At 66.5% G+C, this 25,127-nt stretch carries 15 protein-coding genes and 2 pseudogenes; 7 read left to right on the forward strand and 10 right to left on the reverse strand.

The features are described from left to right. Positions 1 to 47: 47 nt before the first annotated feature. Positions 48 to 1,136: an NAD/NADP octopine/nopaline dehydrogenase family protein gene (locus ACFCY7_RS08205; protein WP_376482433.1), complete on the reverse strand. Its 1,089-nt coding sequence runs from the start codon at positions 1,134 to 1,136 to the stop codon at positions 48 to 50. Between the two features lie 145 nt (positions 1,137 to 1,281). Here ACFCY7_RS08205 and ACFCY7_RS08210 point away from each other — a divergent pair. The 4 genes and pseudogenes from ACFCY7_RS08210 to ACFCY7_RS08225 all read left to right on the forward strand — a co-directional run. Next, positions 1,282 to 1,608, forward strand: a pseudogene (locus tag ACFCY7_RS08210) (glycosyltransferase); the annotation flags it as partial. 112 nt (positions 1,609 to 1,720) lie between these two features. Further along, complete coding sequence (locus ACFCY7_RS08215) at positions 1,721 to 2,764, forward strand: serine hydrolase domain-containing protein (RefSeq protein WP_376482435.1); 1,044 nt, start codon at positions 1,721 to 1,723, stop codon at positions 2,762 to 2,764. 68 nt (positions 2,765 to 2,832) lie between these two features. Next, positions 2,833 to 3,468: a DUF4365 domain-containing protein gene (locus tag ACFCY7_RS08220; protein WP_376482437.1), complete on the forward strand. Its 636-nt coding sequence runs from the start codon at positions 2,833 to 2,835 to the stop codon at positions 3,466 to 3,468. Position 3,469: 1 nt separating this feature from the next. Next, positions 3,470 to 4,600 (forward strand): hypothetical protein, encoded by a 1,131-nt coding sequence (locus ACFCY7_RS08225; RefSeq protein WP_376482439.1) that lies wholly within the window; start codon positions 3,470 to 3,472, stop codon positions 4,598 to 4,600. Between the two features lie 60 nt (positions 4,601 to 4,660). Here ACFCY7_RS08225 and ACFCY7_RS08230 read toward each other — a convergent pair whose 3' ends face one another. The 5 genes from ACFCY7_RS08230 to ACFCY7_RS08250 form a co-directional block, all read right to left on the reverse strand. Further along, positions 4,661 to 5,371, reverse strand: coding sequence for a hypothetical protein (locus ACFCY7_RS08230; RefSeq protein ID WP_376482441.1), 711 nt, complete (start codon positions 5,369 to 5,371; stop codon positions 4,661 to 4,663). Continuing rightward, positions 5,343 to 11,630, reverse strand: a complete 6,288-nt coding sequence (locus ACFCY7_RS08235; RefSeq protein WP_376482443.1) for a hypothetical protein — start codon at positions 11,628 to 11,630, stop codon at positions 5,343 to 5,345. The genes ACFCY7_RS08230 and ACFCY7_RS08235 overlap by 29 nt, the downstream gene beginning before the upstream one ends. Positions 11,631 to 12,182: 552 nt before the next feature. After that, positions 12,183 to 13,319 (reverse strand): tyrosine-type recombinase/integrase, encoded by a 1,137-nt coding sequence (locus tag ACFCY7_RS08240; protein WP_376482445.1) that lies wholly within the window; start codon positions 13,317 to 13,319, stop codon positions 12,183 to 12,185. A gap of 900 nt (positions 13,320 to 14,219) precedes the next feature. Then, complete coding sequence (locus ACFCY7_RS08245) at positions 14,220 to 15,575, reverse strand: MFS transporter (RefSeq protein WP_376482447.1); 1,356 nt, start codon at positions 15,573 to 15,575, stop codon at positions 14,220 to 14,222. Positions 15,576 to 15,955: 380 nt separating this feature from the next. Further along, positions 15,956 to 16,867 carry a helix-turn-helix domain-containing protein gene (locus tag ACFCY7_RS08250; RefSeq protein ID WP_376482449.1) on the reverse strand — a complete coding sequence of 304 codons (912 nt, stop codon included), beginning with the start codon at positions 16,865 to 16,867 and terminating at the stop codon, positions 15,956 to 15,958. Between the two features lie 542 nt (positions 16,868 to 17,409). Between ACFCY7_RS08250 and ACFCY7_RS08255 the strand changes: the two genes are divergently transcribed. Both ACFCY7_RS08255 and ACFCY7_RS08260 read left to right on the forward strand, forming a co-directional pair. Beyond that, positions 17,410 to 18,342 (forward strand): LysR family transcriptional regulator, encoded by a 933-nt coding sequence (locus ACFCY7_RS08255; protein WP_376482450.1) that lies wholly within the window; start codon positions 17,410 to 17,412, stop codon positions 18,340 to 18,342. Between the two features lie 317 nt (positions 18,343 to 18,659). Further along, complete coding sequence (locus ACFCY7_RS08260; protein ID WP_376482452.1) at positions 18,660 to 20,120, forward strand: catalase; 1,461 nt, start codon at positions 18,660 to 18,662, stop codon at positions 20,118 to 20,120. Between the two features lie 95 nt (positions 20,121 to 20,215). Here the strand turns inward: ACFCY7_RS08260 and ACFCY7_RS08265 are convergent, their stop codons facing one another. Both ACFCY7_RS08265 and ACFCY7_RS08270 read right to left on the reverse strand, forming a co-directional pair. After that, a complete protein-coding gene (locus ACFCY7_RS08265) occupies positions 20,216 to 20,827 on the reverse strand; it encodes a TetR/AcrR family transcriptional regulator (protein WP_376482454.1) in 612 nt (203 codons plus the stop codon). A 117-nt stretch (positions 20,828 to 20,944) separates the two neighbouring features. Then, on the reverse strand, positions 20,945 to 22,432 hold the full coding sequence (locus ACFCY7_RS08270) for a long-chain fatty acid--CoA ligase (RefSeq protein WP_376482456.1): 1,488 nt from the start codon (positions 22,430 to 22,432) through the stop codon (positions 20,945 to 20,947). Between the two features lie 205 nt (positions 22,433 to 22,637). On the opposite strand from ACFCY7_RS08270, the gene ACFCY7_RS08275 reads away from it, so the two are divergent. Next, positions 22,638 to 23,744 (forward strand): PucR family transcriptional regulator, encoded by a 1,107-nt coding sequence (locus tag ACFCY7_RS08275; protein WP_376482458.1) that lies wholly within the window; start codon positions 22,638 to 22,640, stop codon positions 23,742 to 23,744. Positions 23,745 to 23,976: 232 nt separating this feature from the next. Here the strand turns inward: ACFCY7_RS08275 and ACFCY7_RS08280 are convergent, their stop codons facing one another. After that, complete coding sequence (locus tag ACFCY7_RS08280) at positions 23,977 to 24,420, reverse strand: SRPBCC family protein (RefSeq protein ID WP_376482509.1); 444 nt, start codon at positions 24,418 to 24,420, stop codon at positions 23,977 to 23,979. A 9-nt stretch (positions 24,421 to 24,429) separates the two neighbouring features. Next, positions 24,430 to 25,122, reverse strand: a pseudogene (locus ACFCY7_RS08285) (type 1 glutamine amidotransferase domain-containing protein); the annotation flags it as partial. Positions 25,123 to 25,127: the final 5 nt, after the last annotated feature.

The following is a 25,127-nucleotide window of genomic DNA, read 5'->3' on the forward strand; positions in this document are numbered from 1 at the left end:
TCCAGCAGCGCCGTCCGCCGTGACGGAGAGCGTGCCGGGGGCACGGCTCACCGGGCCTCCCTGAAGTACGAACAGGCGGCGCTCGTCGGCACGTCCGGCGGGAGGAGCGCCTCCAGGTTCCGTCCGGTGACCCGCAGATCGGTACCGAGGACGACGGACGCGAGGACGATCAAGGCGTCGGACACGGGTGTCCGCATCCCCGCGGCCCGGGCCAGTTCGGCCAGCGGCACCAGCCCCGCCGTGACGTGTTCGCGCAGGAAACGATGGTCGACCGAGCCGGGAGAGGGAAAGTCGCGGTAGCCCGGCGTAGCGGCGATCAACTCGTCCAAGGTCGTGCCGGTCGAGCCGTAGCAGTTCCTCAGCCAGTCGGCGGCGGATGGCACCGAGACGCCGTAGACCGCCGCGACCGCGCGCCGCTCGGCGTCGACCGCGGCGAACAGCGCACCGACGGACGGCGTGGCGCCCGAGGCGAAGATCGGGAAACGTTCACCCGTCTCGATCCGAGCGCAGTTGCCCAGCATCAGCGCCGGATGGAACACAGCCGACATGTTGCTCAGACCGGCGGTGAGCACGTCGATGACCCCGGTCGGCGCGAAGCCCATGCGCACGGCGATGTCCACAGCCGACCCCTCACCCGCGCGCGGCCACGCGGCCAAGGCGAGATCCGCCTTGTCCTGCAGAATCCGCACCGATGCCTCACCGGTGGACAAGCAGACAAAGGGCAGTGGGCACTCCACCATCAGGGCATGGGAAGGGTCTCCGGATCCGGCGAGTGCGGCGGTCACGGCCCACGCTCCCCCGCTGTGGCCCGGAATCAGGAACAGGACGTGGTCCGCACGCAGCACCGGCGCAAGCGAGACGACGACCTCGGGCTGCGCGTCGCTGTTCACCGCCAGCACGACCACCTGTGCCGCCCGTACCGCGTCGACGGGTACATCGGCGACGTCCGCCCCGGCCTCGGCCCGACTGCCGTCGGGTTGCTCGATTGTGATCGCGCCTCGGCGTCGCAGCTCACGAAGACGCCCGATCGACCGGTTGGCCACAGTGACATGATTCCCGGCCAGCGCGATGCGCCCGGCCAACGCCAGGCCGGCCGCACCGGCACCGAGCACGGCGACCCGCAACGGCTCACCCACAGCACTCATCCCTCCCGTGCTCCCAGACCCTCTCGGCCTCCGCCTCTGCGCCTCAGCCGATCTCCCCTCAAACTTCCCCACATTGTTCTACGGAACCGGGCGAGCCCTTCGTGTGGTTGGCCCCCAAGGGAGCGGGTGTGGCTTTCAAACTTGGAAGGCGTTCGCCGAGCACGACGTGCTCGTCATGCCCTCCACGACCCTGGAGGCCATGGGCCTGGTCGCCCTGGAAGCCCAAGCCTGCGGCCTCCCCGTCCTCTACCAGCCCGTCCCCGGCCTCAGCGAAGCCCTCGCCCGCTCCGGCATGGCCACCGACTTCACCGACCCCTCCGCGCTCACCCGGGATCTCGACCGCCTGCGGACCGAACCCGGTCTCCTCCCCGCCATCCGGCAGGCCGGATACGCCAACGCCGCCCGGTACCCCCTGTCGAAGACCGCCCGAGAACTGGCAGACCTCGGCCGCCAGCTCACCTGAGAACCAGCCGGGGCCAGGCAACACCCCCGCGACCAGCGGCACGCCGTTGCCCGGCACGACCGGCCCACGTCACTACGCTGGCGGCTGGGATGCCCACACGAAGAAGGAGACCATGCCGTACCGCGCCGACCGCATCGAGAACCTGCTGAACGAAGGCGTCCGAGACAAGGTCTACCCCGGCGCGGTGTGGGCCGTCAGCGACTCCGGCGGGGTCCGGGCAACGGGTGCCACCGGCGTCCTGGACCCCGACGAACCGGACGTGAGGATGAGGCCGGACACCGTCTTCGACGCCGCCAGCCTCACCAAGATCCTCGCTGTCTGGTCCTCCATCGGAGCCCTGTGGGAGGACGGCGTCCTCGACCTCGACGCCCCGCTCGGCACCTTCTGGGACGAGGTCACCGGCCGCCCCCTCGGGGCCGTGACCGCCCACCAGCTCCTGACCCACACCGCCGGACTCCCCCTCCGGGCCCAGCTGAAGAGCCTCTACGGCACCGACCCGGCAGGCATCCGCCGTGGAGTCCTGCACGAAGTCCTCAACCGACCGCCCGGCGAAGCCGTCGAGTACACCGACCGGGCAGCCCTCATCCTCGGCTACCTCGCCGAACACCTCTCCGGCCTGCCCCTCGACCAGCTCTCCGAGGCAAGGACATGGCGCCCCCTGGGCATGAACACCACCCGCTTCGGCCCGCTGCCCACCAACCTCGCCGCCCGTTGCGCCCCCACCGAACTCGACCAGGACACCGGCACCCACCTCAAGGGAACCGCCCACGACTTCTCCGCTCGGCTCCTCTGCGGAGTGTGCGGCATCGCCGGCACCTTCACCGTCCTCGACGACCTGGCCATCTTCCTGCGCTACATGCTCGACCTCACCATGGCCCCCACCCGGGCCGGCTTCGGAGCGGAGTGGACCGCCCACTCCCTGATCGTGCAGACTGGCGACCTCCAGCCGAAACGCGGCCTGTTCTGGCACCCGGCTCCCGGCACGACCGCTGACCAGGACGTCTGGGTCCACTACGGCTTCACGGGTACCGGCATGTGGATCTCCCCCAGCCAGGACCGGTGGGCGGTCCTGCTGACTAACAAGCTCTACTACACCCGTGACCGCCAACCGCTGACCGACGTCCGCAACGCCTTCTGTCAGGAGGCATTCGCCTGATCTCTCCCTGTAGCCCAGAGCAGACCGCCCATGTCACTGACCGCAAGCGGCTTCATGGACGAGGGCTCGTGCCGCCGCTGGAGACACGTGGCTCAAATGAAGCGCTGTCGACGCCTGCTGTCGACCTGCGCGTCGAGGCCCTGTTCCCCCATGCTTCGCCCGCACTTATTCTCCCGATCAAGCGACAAGGGGGAGGGCGCGTGGCAGGCGAGGCGACAAGCTGGCAGAAGGAACAGATCAGTCGCGCGTACGTACACGCTCTCGCTTCCCAAGGCGGCTACACCGTGGGCGACTGGAACGTCGACAAGGACGGTGTAGACGTCACGCTCCGGGACGGCGGCCTGATGGTCGACTTTCAGCTGAAGTGCACCCAGAGTCCGCGGACCATCCGAGGCGGGTACAGCTTTGACCTGGATGTCGAGACCTACAACAAGCTTCGCAGTAGGGAGCGTTCGGCACCGGGCCACTTGGTTCTCCTGGTGGTGCCATCCAACCTCGAACTCTGGGTTACCCAGCACTCTGACTCCATCGTGCTGGCCTGCCACGGGTATTGGGCCTGCTTGCACGGCCGTGACTCGGTTGCCAGCCGTGCCACGACCGCGATCAGCCTCCCGGAGGAGCAGCAGCTCTCGGTGAAGTCCATGCGCGGCATGTTCGAGATGGCACGGAGCATTCTCCTGTCCGGCAGCACGGGGGTGCACTGACATGGCGACCGACACACTTCCCTTCGGACCCGACGAAATCCGGAGCTACCTCAAGGTCACCGGCTGGTCCACCGTGTCCGGCGGCGACGTGGCCGAGCTCTGGCGCCTGCCAGGGCCGACCGAGGAAGTCGTACTCGTCCCCATGAAGCCGGGAGCCCCGGACTTCGGGAAACGTGCACGCATGCTCGTCGAAGACCTGGCGCGCATCAGCACCGAAGACACGCGGACCGTACGGGACGCCATCGCGTCCGTGTTCCACGACGTCACAGACCTCAGGGCCTCCCACCCCACGATTCGCGACGGATCGATTCCGCTGGATGCCGGATTCGAGCTTTTCCAGTCTGCCAAGCGCCTCCGCGTGGCCTCGGCCGCAGCCACCATCCGCCGCCAGGGACACTTTCGCAATTTCCCGACTCGCGCCCGGGATCAGGCCCGGGACGTCCGACTCGGACAGACCCGCAAGGGTTCGTACATCGTGCCCATCATCAGCCAGGCGCGGTCGCCGTTGGACGTGTACGAGCGGGGACAGGAACAGATCGACATCGAGGTCGAGGAGACGCTCTTCGACCGACGGGTCACCGCGACCATGTCCCGTGCCCTGGGTGTACTAGAGGAGATGGCCGGTGCCGAGCGCGTACCCACTCCCAGCGAGATCACGGATTCCATCGGGGAGGGCGTCTCGTACGAGCTCTGCCAAGCCCTGTCGAAGGTCGTGAACAGCGACGCGGTCGATACGCTGGACGTCACCTTCAACTGGTCCCGTGTGGCCTCAGCTCCACCCGGCACACCACGGGAGGTCGAGTTCAACCACGACGCCATCGCGATCGTGGAGCGGGTGTCCGATCAGCTCAAGACGAGCGTCTACAGCCGCGAGAACGTGATCTTCGGTCTGGTCACCCATCTGAACCGGCATCCGGACGACGAGACGGGCAGGGTGGGCGTCCAAGCGCTCATCCAGCGACGCAGTCGCACAGTCTGGATGGACCTCCCCGACGCCGGCTACCACGAAGCAGTCCGCTGCCACGACTCCGGCATCCCCGTGCGCGTCCGCGGGGTGCTCAACAGCCCGCCCGGTGGATCCGCCACCATGCAGGTCGCCGACTTCGGACCGGATCCGTCCTTGGGGCAGTAGCGGCTTTCACGCCTCGCGGCGCCTCTTTGGATACTTGGCGCAACAAAAAGGCCCCTACCCTCACACCGACCCGTCGGGTTCACGCTCCGACGGCATCGCGGGCAGAGCGTCTTCGAGGACCCGCCGAGCTTCTGCGAGCTGTGACTCGGCACGTTGCAGAGCAGCGATCAGCTTCGGGAGCCCTGTGCGTGCGGCGGGATCGCCATCTTCACCATCGGTGTACGCCTTGAGGGTGTGCGCCAGCCGAAGGAAGGCGTCCCGCGCCGCTCGTTGTTCGTCCGGTTCGAGATGCTCCGAGAGCTTCAACCACTTGGCCTCCTTGTCGTCGGCCTCTTGGGCAGCAAGCGCGACAATCTCACCTACCACCCCACGGACGGTCTCCTCAAGGCTCAGCGCCACCCGAAGCAGTGGTGCTCCGGCCATGTCGTCCTCACTGGGTTCACTCCCAGACGGGAACATCCGGTAAAAGCTCCAGCGGTCTTGGGGCTCGCTCAGTCGTTCCAATGCCCTGAACACTGGCTCGAACGCGCGCAGCGGTGGAGTCGGGGACGGGAATGCCGTCCGGTGGTCCCAGAGCGCGAGGATGACGGTCGTCGCTTCGCGGCGTACGCCGTCCGCCTCTGCTCCCGTGGCGTTCTCCGCCTGCACGATCAAGTCACCGATGCGGTGGGCCATCCAGCGGCCCAGGACATCACTCTCAGAGAGACTGCCGGCGATCTCCTTTCCAAGTTCGAGGGTCCGCTCAAAGCTCGCCGCATCTTCCGGAGTCATCGAAGAGGTAAATCTTGTAGGACCGTTCGCGTGGGGGGAGGGATTCGTCATCGTTTTGGCGGGACCTCGTCGTGTAGCTCTGCTTGTGGTCTTTGTGTGTGCGGTCGATCATCACTTCGACGATCATGCTGTGTCCGGCCAGAGCCAGCAGTTCCTGAAGGGCGTCCCGCTGAATTTCCAGCCGCCGTCCCTGAGTACCCGTCACGCGGTCCGAACCGGTCGTAGAAGTATCGTCCCAGCAGGTGCTACGAAGAGCGATATCATCAGCCCGAGTCCATTCGCGCATATCTGCGTCCGCTTCCAGCCCTAGAAGATCGATGACTTCATCAGAAGGCATATAGGGCGGGTACTTGATCCCTGCGGCCAGCGGATCCTTACTGTCCATCCCCTCACGCCCGTCAGGATCGACGATCCAACCGGTGAGCCGGAAACCTTGGACGTCGAACTGGTAGTCGCTGTCATTGGCATCGGGAATGCGGTAGCCCATGTACGAAGGGGCTGTCTGCAGGGCAAGTACCAGTGCCCTGGCCCTCTCGGGAGTGACGAGGGCACTACGGATCAGGACGCTCTGCTCAGCTTCATATCCCGCGTCATCGGAGCTTTCCCAGACTGTGACCCATCCGTCACCCGCCAAGAGACGCTCACTGAAGTGCCTGCTGTTCAGCCGCCAGACCCAGTCGGCGTCCGGGGATTCGTTCTTTCCTCTCAAAACGCTCTGCGGTGAGGGGTCCCGTCGGTCGGCAAGCCACCTGCCGTCGTCTCGAGTGACGCGGAAATCACGAAGCCAGTCGGTGAACAGGTCCATGTCCGCCTCGCTCTCCCGGTACACGGGATGAACCTTGAGCAACTCCCCGGCCACGGTCCACAGGGCGTGAGTCGTGAGGTAGAAGTCCAGGTCGTCGGCGTCCGGCCGGGTCGTACGGTAGGCGAAGGTGTTCCCGTCCTTGTACAGCCTGAGGGTGTGGCGCGGGTCGTCCTCGTGGGTGCCGCGGTAGGGGAGCCGCCAGGTGTCCGTGATCGTGCGCCCAGCGAGACCTATGACGGTCTCCTCGGAGACCCCAAAGGCTTCGCCGAGGGGCTTGCACCAGTCATCCTTGAAATCCCAGAAGAAGCGAAAGTCGCTCGGTTCGGATTCGTGGGCTTCGTCCTCCATACGGCTTCGATTTCTTGCCTCTCGCTCCTCCCACGACTCAGTGAGGATTTCCGTCGGGATGTTGATCTCGCGTACGGTGGCGAATTCCTCTGCGCTCAGGATCTCAGGGCGGGACGAGGCGAGGGCCAGACAGATCGTTTTCGCGCTCTCCTGCATCACAACGTGCGGTCCGTCGTCGAAGAGCACTCTCCGCAGCAAGGGCTCGAACTCTGCAAGTGTCCGATGCGTCGCGGGGTTCTGAGCGGCCCGCGCGAGGGCGAAGAGCAGCCATTGACGGGCGTGCCGATCGTAGAAAGGCAGACGGGCGTCATGGAACGGAGTCACATCGATCGTGCCGAGCGCGAATCGTAGAAGGGCGTCAAGTTCTTCTTGGCAGTTGAGTTCGGCGAGGAGCCTGACACAGTGTGCGGCCCGCCACCTGACGTCCTGCTCGGGGTCACCCAGGACTGCCCACAGATAGCCTGCGAAGCACTCCACGACTCCGGTCGGTCCAGTGGGAAGGTCGGCGAACCCACCGTCGCCCGAATCCTCGGGGCAGAGGTCAGCCAGCATGGTGCCGAAGTCGTCGAGGACAACCTGCGCCTGCTGACCGGTAAGGCGTGGGGCAAGTCGGGCTGCCAGGTGATAGCACTCCTCGGGGGGAAGCACGGCCGACTGCGAACCGAGTTCTCGAAGAGCCGTCGAGAGCAGATCCGCATCGCGCTCGTCGGCCAGACGAGCGAGTTCGGACAGGCCGATGGGGTCGTAGACCTTGGTGGTCAGCTCCCGACTGAACCGGGTCGCGGCCGTGTCCGCGAGATGCCTCAATTGCTGGCGCGCCGCTCGTGGCAGCAGCGGCAGAGCGGCCAGCTTCTTGACCATCTGCGCGTAGTCGAAAGCGTCGAGGTTGGGATGGGACTGGAACGCGGCGAGCATGTCGTCGAGTTCACGCAGGGGCACCCTGACTGCTTGGGCTATGACCTGCTCCATATACAGCAGGTGGTCGGACGTGCGAACGAGGTGGCGGGCCTGCTCCCAGCCTTCGGCGGTGGAGAAGTCGCACTCGGCCAGGGCGTCCTCGGCCTGCCGTGCACGAGCCGCTCGCGCTGCGTCCTGCTCATTGTCCGGGGTCCATCGGCCCGAGCTGTAACCGCCCGATGCGGAGAAGGCGATGTGGCGTTTGCCAGGGGCGAGCAGTGTTCCGGAGATGTCGACGTCCAGTTCGGCGGCGGTCCGGTCGAGGCGTTCGAAGGATGCGCTGCTGAAGCGTCGTGGCCGTAGGAATTGTCCCAACGTTCCAGCGATACGCTCACCGTCGCGCGGAGTCTCGCGCAGTGCTCGTTCGACGAGACGGAGTTCATCGACGCGGTGCTCGTCGAACGGCACCAGCGCTGCGGCGGTGACGGCCGACGGAGCGAGCGGGCCGGCCTCTGCGTCGAGCAGTGCCTGGATGAATGAGCCCACGGAACAGAAGCGGCGGTCGCGCCAGCGGGAGGCGACGGTCGTCGCGGTCGTGGCGCTCAAGCGGCCCATGGCGGCCAGTACCTCGGAGTGATTCGTTGCGTCCCCAAGGTAGGGTTCCAGGCTTTCGGTGAGTTGGGCGACGCGATAGGCACGACGGTCGTCGTCGTGATTGCCGTCGGATGCTCGGCGGGCGACGGAGAGGAAGGCCCGCCACAACGCGTGTACGTCGTCGCCCACGCGGTCGGTCAGATCGATCGCCTGGGTGAAGTAAGCGTGAGCTTCGCTTCTGTCGAATCGCTGGACGGCGCGAGTAAGTTTCACCATCTGCTCCGCCTTGTACTCGGCACTCTCCTTAGCCGCGTCGAGCGAAGCGGCCACGGATTCAGCGAGTTCGACGGCGATGTGCTGCAACTCATCGACAGGAGCAGCTGCACGGACAGCGTCGATGAGGACCCCATCAGGAAGGTGCCGCTGCGCGCCTCGGTACCAGTCGAGCAATTGCTGGCGCGTTCCCTCGGACGAGCCGAAGGCTAGGATCCGGACGCCGAGCCCGGCAATGCCTCTGTGCAGGAAGTGGGGCACCTCCTCAAGGGTCCGGTGGGGCGGGGTAGGGGGTACGAGTTCCGGGAAAAGACTTTCCGTGTCGCTGACGGTTCCGACGAGGCAGTCGATCCACAGGCTCGCCCAGGCGCCGAGGGGCACTACATTCTGCTTGTGGTCGTTTTCGGTACTTGAGTACGTGTGCGGCTTCTTTCGCGCTTCCCGGACGTCTTCGCCGGCGAACTCGTCCGCGTCGAAGGGCTGTCTCCGGATCTTCGACAGCAACGCGAAGCCGCACAGCAGCGTGATCGTGTCGGTGCCGCGCCCCCAGCGGCTTCCGGCTCCCCTACCCAGGTCGCCGGGGAGATTCAGCCGCAGGATCCGCTCGGCTTCCCCGTCCGAGAGAAGTCCGTGGCGCAGGCCCATCGCGACGATCCAACCGACCGCTGGAAGCTCCTTGTTCTCTGCGGTGTATCCCTGGTGCCGACGAGCGGAGACGGATCGGCGCTGGCGCTTCAGCATTCTCACCAAGCGCCGCGCAAGGGGCGCCTGGCAGACGAAGTTGGCCTGCCAGGCGGCAGAAGCGACCGCGAGCTGAAGGTATTTCAAGGACACGGCCGCAAGGCCGAGAGCCTCCAGATCCTCGGTGCGGCCCGAGTCGGCAAGCCGGGTGGCGATGATCAGTCCGGCCTCGAAGGCCACCCAGTTGGGGCTCCACCGAGCAAGATGGCTGACACATGCTTCTACACCGTCGGTGTTGAGAAGCCCGAAGGCGACCTCGGCAATATCCGTCGCGGTGACTCGGTGCCGGTTCGCATCGTCGTCGTCCGACTGCTGCACCCATGCCCTGAGCCATTCCGAGGCGCTGCGCAGCCGACTGCGGGCGAAGTCGGTCTGGCCTGCGGCGAACGAGAGAAGGGCGCCCTCGCAGTGAAGATTGGAGCCGGGCCAGTCGCCAACGAGGCTGCGGTTCGCGACGATGTCCTCGATCGTGACGGCATCCAGGAACTGCCCCGCCAGATCAGTGTTGGCCCGCAGCAGTTGAAGGCGGCGGGAGTGGCCGGCGGCCAGGCTGCCGGCCTTGACGGCCAGCCGGGTTGCCTCCCACTCCTTTCCCACGCGCAGTGTGGCTTTGAGAGCGAACTGGGCCCGTTGCTGGGCGATCTCCCGTTGTTCCAGGTCATCGCCCTCGGGTAGGGCGCCGTCGGTCATCGCGAGTTCGACGAGGGTGTCGACCTGGCCGGCCTCCCAGAGCAGTTGAGGCAAACTGGCAGCCACGTACGGTTCGTTGGCGGCGAGCGGGGTCAGTCGGTCGATGAAATCGATCAGGGAGTTGCCGGTGGGACGGTACTTCGTCCGGAACCAGGTCTCGGTCGGTTCGTCACGGAACTGCAGCGTGTCACCGTCGACGAGGAGCGGGCGTCCGAGATCGGCCGCGAAGCTGTGCACGAGGGCGGCCGGTACTCCGCACAGCTCGGTCAGAACCTTGACGGGCAACCTCGGCCGGAGCGCAGCCAGGGCCTCGCACAGACGGTCGATCTCCGCGCTCAGGTGGTGGGCGTCTTTGCACCGGTCCACCATGTCCTGGAGGAGTTCGTCGAAGAGGGAGCCGTCGGGGTGCCTCGCCTCCCCGAGAGAGACCAGACAGGATTCGATGTCCGCGGCCATGCCCAGAACGAGGGCCTGGATCCGAGGGTTGCCGCCGGTACGCCGATGGAACTCGGCCGCCTGTGCCTCCGAGACCGGCCCGAACACCGACTCAAGATGCTGCTTGGACTCGGCCACGCCGAAGCCCTCGAGCTCGATTCTGTGTACGTTGGGCGGCGGTTTCAACAGATCGATGCGTTCGCTGCGGCACAACATCACGAGCCGCACGTTGTCCGGCAGTGTCTCGCGCAGCACGTCCGTGACGAAGGTCCGCTCCCCACCGTCGTTCGCGATGAGCGCCGCGTTGTCAGCCGCGTCCACGACAAGAACCAGGAGCGCCCCGGGAGCGGAGGCCGTGACAGCCTCCGCAGCGCCCCGGACCCTGGCCATGAACGCCCTCGCGTAGTCGGCCGGCTGAGCTGTGCCGACCGGGATCAGCGGATCGCAAAGGGCATGCGCAGCAAGCTCGTTCGCCAACTGCACTAAACCTTGGCGATGTTGATGGCGCGGTGAACTGGAACGCCGGTACCCACCGTTTCCGAAGCAGTCGTAGACGAGTGTGACCGAGCCGGAAGGCAGATTCGGTTCGATCTGTGTCGTGAGCACCGACTTGCCCACGCCACCGGCCGCGTGAACGACGACGGGCCGCCCGATGAGCCCGACGATATCGTCGACGATCGCGCGAGTCTGGTCCGTCACGATGACATGCCCGGGTTGGTCGATGAGCTTGGGCGCGGGCAGCACATGCTCAGGTGGGACTCCGAGAGCGGCAAGTACCGTGGAGCGTTCAACGACGTGGTTCGCCTCGAGCGAGGTCGCGCGTCTGGTGATCATCTCCTTCAGCAGCAGGGGCTGCACATCCGGGGCACCGGGAAGAAGACCGGTCAAGTCCAGCCGGAACAGCCCTTCGAGCCGCAACAGGCCCGGGGCCGTGGCATCCACCTCCAGGCGACTGAAGAACGCGGCTTCACCGGCTACATCGTCGGAGAAGTCCGCATACTGCCTGAGGTACTTGACTTCGTGCGCATACTCACCGGGCTCTCCACCGGCTGCCAGGACCTCGATCGCTCGAAGCACGGACTCGCGGACCGGTCGGTTGGAAAGGAACTCGAAGGTCACCTTCTCTTCGAGCCCCGGGGACTCCTGACGAATCTGCCTGAACTTCTCCGCGAACCCCTTGACCGTCTTCGAGAGACCCGACACAGTCCACTCCTCCGTGGCCTGTACGGTCGAGTGCTTCAGCTGCCGGTACACCACACGGTTGGCCTCGTGAAGGCCGGTCGCACCGTAGTACTCGGCGATGTCGACTACGTCCTCGCCAGCTTCGCCCTGGGTGTCGTCGGGCGACACACCCTCGACAGCGATCGCGGTCAGATCGGCGTCGGGAAGCAGCAGTTTCAGCGCCTGGCGAGCCGCCCAGTGGTAATGGAACTGATCACCGTCCCGGCTGGCACGCAGAAGATCCGTGTCAGGCATACCCACTCCAGACAGTCTTCACAGCGATGGAAGGGGGCAAGGGACTCCTCATATCACAGCAGACCAAGACGGTGTAAGCGCACATACATTACCCACCCCTCTCGGAGTCGGGCAACGCATCCACTGGCGCACCCTGCCTTCGGCTCCGGCGGGCGGAATAAGCCAGGGCCAGATACCCCGACCCCCGTCTTCCAGACCGTGCTGATCACCCTCGGCACGGACGATGCCGGCAGACGACGAACCTATAGACAGGCTCCTGCCCTGCCTACGGCAGCCACTCAGCGTGCACACGGCCGCGCCCGAGTTGGACTGGCTCCCCCCTCGCCTGTGGCCGCAGCTCGGGTCATCTCTGGGGAGTACGAGCAGCTCTGGGGAGAGCGTGGGAAGAATCGACTACCCAAGCGGGTACGAGCCTGAAAGAACGCGAAAGAAGGATCAACGCAGGCCAGGTACCTGATCGCTCACATTTCTGCAGGTCAGGGCCACCTGGACGATGACTTCAAGAAGATCTCCTCGCCACCTCGACAGGTCGCGTGTCGCTCTAACCGCCATTCAGGCTGCTTGCCAGAGGCCGGCGTCCAAGATCCGGGCGGCCTTGGTGATACTGCCCGGCATCAGGTGCCGGTAGGTGCGGTACGTCTCCTCGATGGACTTGTGCCCCATCCACTCCGCCACGTCGGTGATGGGGATCCCGCTGCCGAGGGCGTTCGAGGCGAAGTAGTGCCGGAAGCCGTACATTCCCACGCCCTCCTCCGGCGGGAGGTCCGCGAAGAGCTTCCTCACCCGACGCCGCTCCATGCCCTCGGTGAAGTAGCCGCCAGGACCGCGCAGCAGGTAGCCGCCCTGCGTGGTGCCGTGCTTCTCCACGTACCGCTCGATCGCCTCCCGGACCGACCGGGGCAGAGGCACCTCGCGGAACTCCGCCGCCTTGCGATGCTTCAGCTTCGCCGGCTTCAGCGTGTTGGAGTGGATCTGTTCCCGCACCCGGTACACGTCCGGAGCCACGACGTTGTGGACGTTCACCGCCCGCGCCTCGCCGTTCCGCAGGCCGCATCCCGCCATCATGACGATCTCCAGCGCCAGGTCCTCGTCGGCGACCTTCAGAGCCTGCTTCACGTAGACGAGAGACGGGATGGCGACCTGCTCACGCACGTACTCCGGTTCCTGAACCCCCTTCACCGGATCGTCCGCCATGGCCCCCTTGCCGTACGCGTCCCGCAGGATCGTCTTCAGGACCCGGAAGATGTTCACCTGGTTCCCCCGGCCGACCCCGTCGCTCTCCATCGCGTCCAGGAACCGTTCGACCACCATGGGCGTGACCGAGTTCAGCTTCCGCGATCCCAGGCGCGGGACGATGTGCACGTTGATCGAGCTGTCGACGTGCTCGCCGGTGGAGTAGTCGGTCATCCGGCGCTGCCGGGGCCGCCACTGCTTGGCGTACTCCTCGACCGTCAGCTGGCCCAGTTCGCGGCGGGCCGCCGCCACCGACGGTGCCGTGGTCTTCTTCTCCGCGTACAGCTGGGTGAGGCGTTCGATCGCGTCGTCCTGCGTGTCGTATCCGGACTCCTCGCGCTGCTTGCCGAGCGCGTCGCGGAAACGGATCGAGTACGGGTGAGGGCAGCGGGTGGGCTTGGCGCAGCCGCAGTCCTTGAAGAAGGACCCCATGCCGCGGGCGAGCTGTCGGGCCATGTCGCGAACCATCCGATCCAGCCCAAGAATCATGCTCAGGCGCCGCACTGTAGGTCGAAGGTCAGCAAGCGCGGACACCATGCGGACGCATGCTGACCGTTTGCTGACCCGAGGGGGGCACATGATGCCCCTGACCTGCGGCAACGCCAAATAGTCAGATCTTGGACTTGAACAGAGTACGCAGCACTTTGGACTCCTCTAAGACGGCTCCCTGCCCGCTTCTTGCAGGTCAAGGGCGGTCTCGACTGTACACCGGCACGCGCCGAACGATGTTTGTGAGGAACATCGCTCCGCTCGGGCGAGACGGCCTCCTGCCTGGGCTTTTGCGCCGCCACCGACGCCTGTACAGGTAATCGCTCGGGAACGCCCAGCGCCTCATGCTGAGCGGATGCTGACTTGCCTGATGGGCCGTCAAACGTGCGGGAGCCCCCTCTGCACACACGAACGACCTGCGTCCACGCGCCGACCTGGAGGGCACCGACATCGTTCTGGTTCATGGGCCACGGCCCCTTTGGCCATCAGCGGGCCGACGCTCGACCACCCCGGAGGCCAAAGGACTTCCTCACTGCCATCGAGGGCACCGAGCCACCACCCGACGGGTCGCCCGGCATTTTCACTCAACGGTGCCGACGGGGCCGAACTCGACCAACCGGCCCTGCCGTTCTCATCTATCGGCCGATCCTCCAGGCCAATTACCTCGTCTACACCGGCGCAGCGCCACGGCAGGTCGGACGTCCATCAACCCACCGAGGTCATCCAAGACTGCAGGGAAGCTACCTGAGGAGCCGTGATGGCGGGCTGTGTCGCATCTGCGAAGCAGCCGGTCACGGGTTGGGCGTTGTCGGACGCCAGCCGGAGCAGACGTGCAGCCAGCACCGGGCGGCCGCGCCTGTCGTCAGATCAAGTGGGTTCGGGCGCTGCGGCTTCCTCGATCTCGATCTCCGCGCCGCGTGTCTCTCTCAGGCGCAGCAGGCACAAGGTGCTGATGACGCCGAGTGCCGATAGGTACCAGGCGACTCCCATGCCGCCGTAGCGCTCGGCCAGTGGCGGCGCGAGGAGGAGTGGCACGCCGCCGCCGAGGATCCCGGCGAGGTTGTATCCCATGCCTGCGCCGGTGTAGCGGTAGCGGGTCTTGAACAGTTCGGGCAGGTAGGCGGCGGCGGGGCCGTAGGGGATGCCCAGTGCGATCATCAACACGCTCACGCCGGCGAAGAAGGATGCGGCGCTGCCCGGTTGCATGATCTGGAAGGCCAGCGGGCCTGCGGCGATGCCGAACAGGGTTCCTGAGATGAGGACTCGGCGTCGACCCAGGCGGTCGGAGAGGACGGCCGAGATGATCGTGGTCAGGCCGAACACGATCGCGGTGAGGATGTTGACCAGCAGGATGGTTCCCCGGGAAAGGCCGAGGACGCCCACTCCGGGCGTCGAGCCTGCGTAGGTCGTCAAGTAGACGACGCTGATGTAGAAGCAGCCGAACGTCATGGTGAGCATGCCGCCGGTGAGGAGGACTTCTCGCCACTGTTCGCGAAGGGCCTCGGCGAAGGGGAAGCCGGTGTGCTTCTGGTGTGCCGTGGAAGTCTTGAAGGCGGGTGTCTCGTCGATGTTCAGTCGCACCCACAGACCCGCGCCGATGAGTACGACGCTGAGCAGGAAGGGAATGCGCCAGCCCCAGGCGGCGAAGTCCGCCGGGGTCAGCAGCAGATCCGATGCGAGGAAGGTGGCGCTGGACAGTGCCAGCCCGATGCTGGGGCCCAGTTGGGGGAACATGCTGTGCTTCCCCCTCGTCTCGGGGGTGCTGTACTCCGAGGTGAGCAGGGCGGCCCCGGCCCATTCGCCGCCCAAAGCCAGGCCTTGCACGGCGCGCAGTGCCACCAGGATGACCGGTGCTGCGGAGCCGAGGGTGTCCGTGGTCGGCAGCAGACCGATCGCGAAGGTCGACAGGCCCATCATGAGCAGGGTGGTGACCAGGGTTGTTTTGCGTCCCAGCCGGTCGCCGTAGTGGCCGAAGACGATGGCGCCCAGGGGCCGGAAGAAAAAGGCGACGCCAAACGTCGCGAACGCGGCGACTGTAGCTGCAGACGCCCCCAGGGACGGGAAGAACAGGGGACCGAAGACGAGCGAAGCGGCGGTTCCGTAGATGAAGAAGTCGTAGAACTCGATGGTGGTTCCGACGAGTGATGCTGTGGCGACCCGGCGCATGGGGTGCGGGTTTCTCGCCGCGCCGGCCGTGACGTCGGCCGCAACCGTTCTTTCCATAGGGATCCTCTCAGCAGGGAAGTGGCGTCCGGGCACGTCGATTTCGACGCTGTCTGCCGTGGCGTGAGCATCTGGTCGGCGTCCCGTGCAGGGAATGGCCCCACACCGCCCGGTACGTGGTCACGCTGCCTTCGCCGGTCTTCTCGCCTTCCGCTGGCGGTGGTGATCTCGTGACCCATCCGAGCGCTCGCTCTGTTGCAACACGATGATGAGCGGCATTTCACCTGTCAACGCATGGGTGAGGACCAAACAGAACCGATCGGCCACTGTTTAGGATTCTCGAACACCCGCTCCGGCCGGATTGTTCGGTGGCCACCCCCGGGCACGGCCCGGCCGGCTGAGAGCAGGCCGGGGGCCTCGTTCGTACCTTGCGCGGGCGGTCAGACCTGGGGACGCATGACATCGAGTGCGAACTCGATGTACTGGGCGGCGATCTGCTCAGGTGACAGAGGTCCGTCGACTTGGTACCAGCTGGGGATGGCCACGCACATCGTGACGACCGCTCGGGTGGCCTCATGTGGGTGGAGCGTGGTGAAACGGCCGAGGTGGACCGCCGCTTCCACTTCCCGCTCGACCATCCGCTGCTGTGCGATGCGCATCGCGGCAATCTCGTGCCGGTTGCGGGGCTCGAGGCTGCGCATCTCGCTGGCACCGACGAATCCGAGTGTTCGCCGATAGGTGTGCCACAGCACGAGGTGCTCCACGAGAAGGGTGAACCGCTCGACCGGGTCGCTGCCTTCGTCCCGCGCGGCGCTGGAACGTTCCAGCAGATCCGACATCGTCAGATGAAGGATTGATTGCAGCATGTCCTGTTTGCTGGAGTGGTAGTGGTAGAGCCCGGACACCGACAGACCCGCGGCACGTGCGATGTCACGCACGGATGTGCCGTGGTATCCGGCCCTCACGAACTCGGCGAGGGCCGCCGTCAGTACCGGATCGAGCTCCAGAGGCGGATAGTCGCGCCAGCCCGCTGGGGGCAGCGACATATCGCCGCGCCGGCGCCGCGGCGCCGGCGCATCCATCGCGTCCGTCCTGTCGGTCAGCACCCCCTCCACAGTGGTTCCGAGCAGTTCGGCGATGCGCTCCAGTCGGTCGACGCTCAGTCTGACCTTCCCCGTCTCGATGTGACTGAGGGTGGCCGGACTCACTCCGAGCATGTCGGCAAAGGCTCGCAGGGAATGCCCCCGCACGGCCCTCAGCGCTCGTACTCTCGCGCCGGCGTTTACTCCGGAGACGCTACTGTTTGGCATGGCCAAACAGTAGCGTTGATCAGACCGCTCTGGCCCAGGCATCGTCGAGACGGGCAGATCGATCGCTCGGCATGGCGATGGCGCTACACGGTTCCGCCGTCACTGCCGCATCACCGCCGCCGCCAATGTTGACAGTGCTCGCCTCTGCACCTACTGTGCGCGGTGCAGTTGACCCTCAGGCTTGCCGGAACACGGGGTGCTCATGCATCCCGTCACGGCACTCGCCGGAGTACTGATGACCCGGGAGTTCCCCACGCCCGACCCGACGCTTTCCCTGCCCACTCCTCCCCGCGCGCGTGCACCCGGCACTCCCGATGCGGCACGGCCGGCCATCACGGCACCAACGGCGCGCGGCGGTGTTGCGGGCGGAATGCCTTGAAGGTTTCCCTTCAGGGTAAAACGACCCATCGTGTTTCGGTCAAGTAAAAGCCAGGACAGGCCCATTGAGGTGCGGACCGGGGGCTCCCACACTGTAGGCGGCACCGTCGAGGACGGTTGGTAGCGAAGTCGGCACTGCCTCGATCGTGAGACCGGAGATGTACTTGCCATTGCAGAATGCCGGCAGTTCCCACAATCCTGGGGTTGTGGATCTGAACTTGCGCCGACTGCGCTCTTTCGTCACGGTCGCCGAGGAACTGCACTTCACCCGCGCCGCTGGGAAGCTCTTCGTCGCACAGCAGTCGCTGAGCAAACAGATCTCCCAGTTGGAGGCCCACCTCGGGACGGCGTTGCTGCAGCGCTCCTCCCGCAAGGTGGAGCTCACCCCCGCAGGCCAAGCATTTCTGACGACGGCCCGCGAAGTGCTTACCCGCTTCGACCAGGGCGTGGCCGAAGCCCGAAGCATAGGCCGTGGGGAACAGGCCACGTTGCGGGTGGGCTTCATCGTCGGCGCCGCTCTCGAACTGACCACGCACATCCTGAATGAGTTCACCAGACGCCGTCCTGAAGCCCGAGTCGAATTGCACGAGTTCGCCTTCGCCGACCCGTCCGCCGGCTTGGCCAGTGCGACCACGGACGTCGCGTTCATCCGGCTGCCGAGCTCTACGCAAGGCCTTGTGACCACTCCCCTGTTCACCGAACCGTGCGTGGCCGGCGTGAGCACAGCCCATCCGCTGGGCTCACGCGAACGCGTCTGCGTGCAGGACCTTCTTGATGAGCCGATCGCCATCGGTCGTACTGATGACACCGTCTGGCACGACTTCTGGACCCTGGCGAACCACCGCGGCAGCGGGTCCGTACATCACCTCGTCGAGACGCATTCCCAGAGCGAGGAAGTGGAGGTCGTCGCCGCCGGGATGGCCTGCAACATCACGCCATCGGCAGCGCGCCGCTACTCCCCCCACCCTGGTGTCAGGTTCGTCCCCATCGACGACTACCCCGGCTCGACCGTTGCCGTGGCCCACCGGTCCAACCAGCTGACTCCGCTCATCGCGTCATTCGTCGGCGCTGCGGAATCAGTACGGGACCGCGAATCCGGGATCGTTCGGATGATCCAGGGCTCCCCCAAGCCCAGCTGACCGTTTCAGCGGCACGACGAGGACATCAGGGCGTGCACCGGGATCGCCGGCCCTCGCCCCTCAGGCATGCGGCTCGCGGATTCGGCGCAGCTGCCGGCGGGTGAAGTACGCGCTGCAAACAATCGAGGGTTGATCTCCGGATCCCCGCCCACCGGCAAGCCGACCTGCCCGGGGTTCCCCGGCGCCGTGACGCGGGTCGTCGGACCATCGGACTCGGCCGACGGCACACCCGGTTGACGACGGGGCACCGCGCCTCAGGTAGCGGCCTCTGCCGAGTGGACGGAAGGTAGGCGTGCGCAACGACGAAAGGCAGACCCATGACCGAGAGCCGACCTGGGACGACGACCGACTCCGGGGCCCCGGTGGAGAGCGACGAGCACTCGCTCACCGTGGGCCCCGGGGGGCCGATCCTCCTCCAGGACGCCTACCTGATCGAGCAGATGGCGCAGTTCAACCGGGAGCGGATCCCGGAGCGCCAGCCGCACGCCAAGGGCAGCGGCGCCTTCGGCCGTTTCGAGGTCACGCACGACGTCAGCCGCTATACGAAGGCGGCCCTGTTCCAGCCGGGTACGCGCACCGAGCTGGTCGCCCGCTTCTCCACCGTGGCCGGGGAGCGCGGGAGCCCGGACACGTGGCGGGACCCGCGGGGCTTCGCGGTGAAGTTCTACACGTCCGAGGGCAACTACGACATGGTCGGCAACAACACGCCGGTGTTCTTCGTGAAGGACCCGATGAAGTTCCAGCACTTCATCCGGTCCCAGAAGCGCCGCGCGGACAGCAACCTGCGCGACCACGACATGCAGTGGGACTTCTGGACCCTCTCGCCCGAGTCCGCGCACCAGGTCACCTGGCTGATGGGCGACCGCGGCATCCCGCGCAGCTGGCGTCATATGAACGGGTACACCTCGCACACGTACATGTGGATCAACGCGTCCGGTGAGCGGTTCTGGGTGAAGTACCACTTCAAGACCGACCAGGGCGTCGAGTTCCTGACGCAGGACGAGGCCGACCGGATGGCCGGCGTCGACTCGGACTTCCACATGCGGGACCTGTTCGAGCACATCCGGGACGGGGACTTCCCGTCGTGGACCCTGCACGTGCAGGTCATGCCGTACGAGGACGCGGCCGGGTACCGGTTCAACCCGTTCGACCTCACCAAGGTCTGGCCGCACGGCGACTACCCGCTCATCCCCGTGGGCCGGATGACGCTGGACCGCAACCCGACCGACAACCACGCCGAGATCGAGCAGGCGGCCTTCCAGCCGAACAACTTCGTCCCCGGCATCGGGCCCAGCCCCGACCGGATGCTGCTGGCCCGGCTCTTCTCGTACGCGGACGCCCATCGGGCCCGCATCGGCACCAACTACCAGCAGCTTCCGGTCAACGCGCCCGTCGCCGACGTCCACACGTACTCGAAGGACGGGGCGATGGCGTACCGGAAGACCTCCGACCCGGTGTACGCGCCGAACTCCAAGGGCGGGCCCGCCGCCGACACCGAGCGGTACGGGAGCCCGCCGAGCTGGACCGCTGACGGCGAGATCACCCGGACGGCCTACGTCTCACATCCTGAGGACGACGACTGGGGGCAGGCCGGCACCCTCGTGCGCGAGGTCTTGGACGACGCGGCCCGCGACCGGCTCGTGAACAACGTCGTCGGTCACCTCCTCGACGGCGTGAGCGAGCCGGTCCTGGAGCGTGCCTTCACGTACTGGACGAACATCGACGCGCCCCTTGGCAAACGCATCTCCGAAGGCGTCCGCGCCAAGCAGGCCTCATAGGACTCAGGAGATGGTCCGCGCTCTGCGGGTGAGAAATCGGTCGTGGGCCGAGGCTCACAGGCCGGCCGCACCCGTCGCCGGCGGTGAAGCGGGAACTACAGGTCTGCGGTCACCCGGAGACTGCTCAGAACCGCTTGCCGGGTGAGTACAAGAAGTGCACCGGGGTCAGCCTGCTGCGCGGCCAGGCTGACACCTGAACAGAAGATGCGTGTGGCCAAGTCGCGGGCCACGTCCTCATCGGGCAGCGCCCCGCCCGCGGGCAGGCTTCGCGAGATGGCTTCGAGCAGCACGTTCTGCTCTCTGCGCTCTGTTGTCGTGAGCAAGGGGAGAAGAGCGGGATGCTCCCCTGCGAGGAGCACGGCCGCTTCGAGGAGGTGGTCGAGCGCGGTCGCGGGCGCCTGCGGGGCAGGCCGAGAGCCGGGGTGTGACGCTCGCCCTGCCATGTGCTGAAGTTGGCCGACGAGACGTCGGCACAACTCCTCCACGATGGCGCTCTTTCCCGGAAAGTACTGGTACAGGCTTCCAGGAGAGATACCGGCGTGACGCGCGATGGCGTTCATGCCGACAGCCTCCACTCCCAGGTCTGCGATGAGTTCTTCTGCCGCGTCCACGATCTGGTCGATCCGGCGCTCACCTCTTGCCTGATGCTTGCGCAGTGGACGTGTCGACGCGCCGGCTGCCGAACCGTCCGGGACCAGCATCGTCATCTCTGCCTTTCCTGCTGATGCCCATGTGCCACCGAGCTTTCCGCCTGCCTTCCGGGGTGGTGGCAGGCAGGATGGACCGATCGTCCTGGAGCAACGCTGTCAGGTTGAGATACGGCCTCAGACCGTCGGCAGGATGATTTCCCTCTTCAAGATCTTGCCGCTCGGCCCCAGCGGCAGCTTGTCCACGACCAGCACGTGACGCGGGTACTTGTAGGCCGCGACGCGCTCCTTGACGTACTGCCGCAGTTCGTAGGGTGTGGCCTGCGCGGCGGGGCGCAGCACGACCATGGCCGCGACCTGCTCGCCCAGTTCGGGATGCGGGATTCCCAAGACCGCGGCGAGGGCGACGGCCGGGTGCTCGTGGAGGACCTCCTCGATCTCGCGCGGGTAGACGTTGTAGCCGCCCCGGATGATCATGTCCTTCTTGCGGTCGACGATGTAGAGGTAGCCGTCCTCGTCCACCTGGGCGAGGTCTCCGCTGCGCAGCCAGCCATCGGGGATGGCCGCCGCCGTCTCCTCGGGGCGGTTCCAGTACCCCTTCATGACGTTGGGTCCCCGGACGGCCAGTTCGCCGATCTCTCCGGGGGCCACGTCCTGGCCCTTGTCGTCGAGCAGACGTACCTCGACGTCCCGAATGGGGGTGCCGATGGATCCGGCCTTGCGCGGCCGGTCGGGGTGGTTGAAGGAGACCACCGGGCTGGTCTCGGACATGCCGAATCCCTCGAGGACAGGGCAGCCGAAGCGTTGCTCAAAGCCGTGCAGGATTCCTACCGGCAGCGAAGCGCCGCCCGAGATACACATCCGCAGCGTCGACACGTCCGTGTCCGACGGGTGCTGGAGCAACGCCGCGTACATCGTCGGTACGCCCTCGAAGACGGTGGCCCGCTCGCGGGTGATGGCGTCTAGGACGGTCTGCGGGTCGAAGCGCGGGATGAGCACGAGCGAGGCGCCGCTGCGGACGGCCGCGCTCATGGTGCAGATCTGCCCGAAGATGTGGAACAGCGGAAGGCAACCCACCACCACGTCCTCGGGTGTCATCCGCTGGATCTGGATGCTGTTGACCTCGGTGTTGTGGCGCAGCCCCGCGTGAGTCAGAACAGCCCCCTTGGGGCGGCCGGTGGTGCCTGAGGTGTACAGCAGGACGGCCATGTCCTCGCCGTCCGTGCCGGCCACCTCGGGCAGCGGCTCATGCGCGGCCAGCGTGGCCGCGAGCTCGGTGGGTTCGACGGCCGTGTGGCGTACTCCAGCGGCAGCGGCCCCCTTCGCGCCTTCACCCGGCGCCTGATGCCATTCGAAGAGCCACACCGCGCCGGAGTCGGCAAGGTGATACTCGGTCTCCCGGGTCTTCAGGAGTGGGTTCATCGGAACGACGACCGCTCCGGCACGCAGAACGCCGTAGTACAGCACGACGAACTCCGGAACGTTGGGCAGCATCAGCGCGACCCGGTCTCCCGGCTGGACGCCCTCAGCCCTCAACAGCCCGGCGAAGCGCGCGCTGTGTTCGTCCAGCTCCGCATAGCTGACGACCCGCTCGCCCAGACGCAGCGCGGGGCGCTCGGGCTGCCGTCGTGCTGTCTCCACGAGGAACCCCGCCAGATTGGCCATGACCCGCCTCCGTTACACGACATCATCGAATGTTTACACCACAGACATCTTGAAGGTGTCCGGACTCCTGTCCTATAGGCAACGCGACAAAGACCGGCTCTCCAGATTGTCGCCGGGAACAAAACAGGCGCGTTAAGCTGCTGGAATGAGACTCTCGGGCGTCGCTTCAGCGCTTCAGGCGAGGCTTCCGGAACTGGGTGAGCGGATGGCGCAGCGCATCCGCTCGGACGTCGACACCTACAAGGACGAGTCGCTGATCCCCTTCGACTCGCTGCGACGTTCCTGCGTCGCCAACGCGGACCTCATCCTGACCAGCCTCCGCCACGGAGGCGCCCCGGATGCGAGTTCGGCGCGCGAGACCGGCCGGGCACGCGCACAGCAGGGGGTTCCGCTGGCGGACACGCTGCATGCGTATCGCATCGGTGCCGAGCTCTTGTGGGCGGAGATCCTCGAGGAGGCACGCACCGAGGTCTCCGCTGACGTTCTGCTCTCGGAGTCGACTCGGTTCTGGGCGTCGTTCGGCCTGTACGCGGAGGCCACCGCGGAGGCCTACCGAGAGAAGGCCGCGGAGCTGACCTCGAGGGGGCAGGCAAGGCGTTCCACACTGGTCGAGGCCCTGTTCTCCGGAATCATCACGGATCGCACCTTGTGGGAAGCGGCTCGCGAACTGGGGCTACCCGAGCACGGTCCCTACGCGGTCGCCGTGGCGGAGGCCGGCGCTCCGGGCGAAGAGCCTCTCTCCGGAGCGGAGACCGCTCTGCGTCAGGAAGAGCTGCCTTCCGTCTGGCGCTTGCTGCCCGACCAGCAACTCGCCTTGATCGCCCTGCCGACCGCAACGGCGGAGACCGCGTGTTTGCGCGTCCTGCGCCGCGCTCATGCCCGCGTCGGATTCAGCCCGCGCTTCCAAGCCCTGCAGGACACTCCGCAGGCACTGCGCTTCGCCCGTCTGGCTCTGGCGGGGCTGCGAAGTGGCCGTACTGGTGTCGCACGATTCGACGACAATCCGCTGGCCATGGTCGTCGCCGCGGCCCCGGCCGAGGCGGCGCACCTGGTGGAGGCAGTCCTCCAGCCGGTGATCGATCTGCCGGCTCCGGAGCGAAGCCGCCTCCTGACGACGCTGGAGCACTGGTTCACTGCCGCCGGCTCTGCCGGCGCTGCGGCTCAGAGCCTGTTCGTCCACCCCAATACGGTCCGCTACCGGCTGCGCCGCGTGGAAGAACTGACAGGCCGCTCCCTCACCGATCCGCGTACGGCGGCGGACATCGGCGCGGCGCTCCTGGCGGTCCGCGACCCCCGGGGCAAGCACAGGTGATGGGTTCCGTGGGTGTTGTCACGGCACGGGTCCGTCGCATCCCGACGCCCATCGCCTACCTGCCGGTGGGCGGAGCACGAAGAACACCCTGCACCTCCTTGTCCCAAGGGAGGTGCAGGGTGTGTGATCCGAGGCCGTCGGGCCCCCACGGCGTCGGCGACCTCGGAGATCGGGGGCGTCCAAGGGCTCCTGATCGTGATCGGCCCTGGCGCAGGTGTTCGGGAAAGACGGGCTACGCGGTGTTCTCGAACTTGGCAGCGAGCCGCTCCAGGGTTTTCCGCATGCCGCTCTCGAGGTGGGCGCGACGGTCGCGGGCGCCGGAGAGGTCCTGAAGGAAGACGACCGGGCGGATCTGCGGGGCATGCTTGCGCATCGTCTCCGTGACGCGGGTACCGTCCTCGACCGGCTCGAACGTGTACCGCCAGTGAGTCTCGGACGGCGAGTCGGTCAGGAACGCGAACGAGGCGCCTGGCACGTTCTCGGTCACCGTACCGCCCATCGACCATCGGTAGAACGGGCCGATCGCGTTGCGGCCAATGAACCGTTTGCCTGGCTGTGTCCAGCGGGTGTTCTTGTTCTCCGGGCTGATCTCCCCCATCCGTGTGAGGTCACTGACGAAGGCGTGCAGTTCTTCGCGCGAGGCTTTGATCACTCGCGACACCGTGACCTCCAGCACCGGCTCTCGCAGCTCTGCGACGAGTCGTTCGGCGAGGCGCTCGGAGGACGGGGGGTTCTGGCCGGTGTACAGGTTGCGGTCGACGACCACATACGGACGCAACGGCAGACGCGCCTTGGAGTACTCGGCCCCGCTCTCCCGCAGCCGGTCCTCCAGCAGCCACACCGCCTTACGACCGAAGCTGTTGAACTTCTCCTCCAGGTTCGAAAGACCCGTCATCCGATACCCGGTGAACGGCCACGACCCGTCCTCGTTCTGCGCCGCGAACGCCGCAGCCGGCGCATGACACAACAACGCCAAAGGCTTCCCCGAACGCAACACCCGCGTGATCAACGCCCCCGAATCCGCATCGACCGACAGATCCTCCATCGGCCCATGCCCACCCGGATAGAACACCACATCGAAATCATCCGGATCCATCTCCGCCAGCACCCGCGGCCTGTCCAGCTCGGCCTGGATCGACTCCAGATAGGCCGCCACCTCACGCAACTTCGACGGCCACCCCGCCGTCCGCCCCATGCTCAACGCATCCAGCGTCGGAACCTTCCCACCCGGCGTCGCGATCGTGATCTCCCACCCGGCCTCGGTGAAGATCTTGTGCGGCATCGCCAGCTCCTCACCCCAGAACCCCGACGGATGCACCTCCCCACCCCGCAACGTCCAACGATCCGCCGCAGAGACGACAAACAACACCTTGGTCATGACGA

This window comes from Streptomyces sp. NPDC056361 (assembly GCF_042262805.1).
GTDB lineage: Bacteria > Actinomycetota > Actinomycetes > Streptomycetales > Streptomycetaceae > Streptomyces.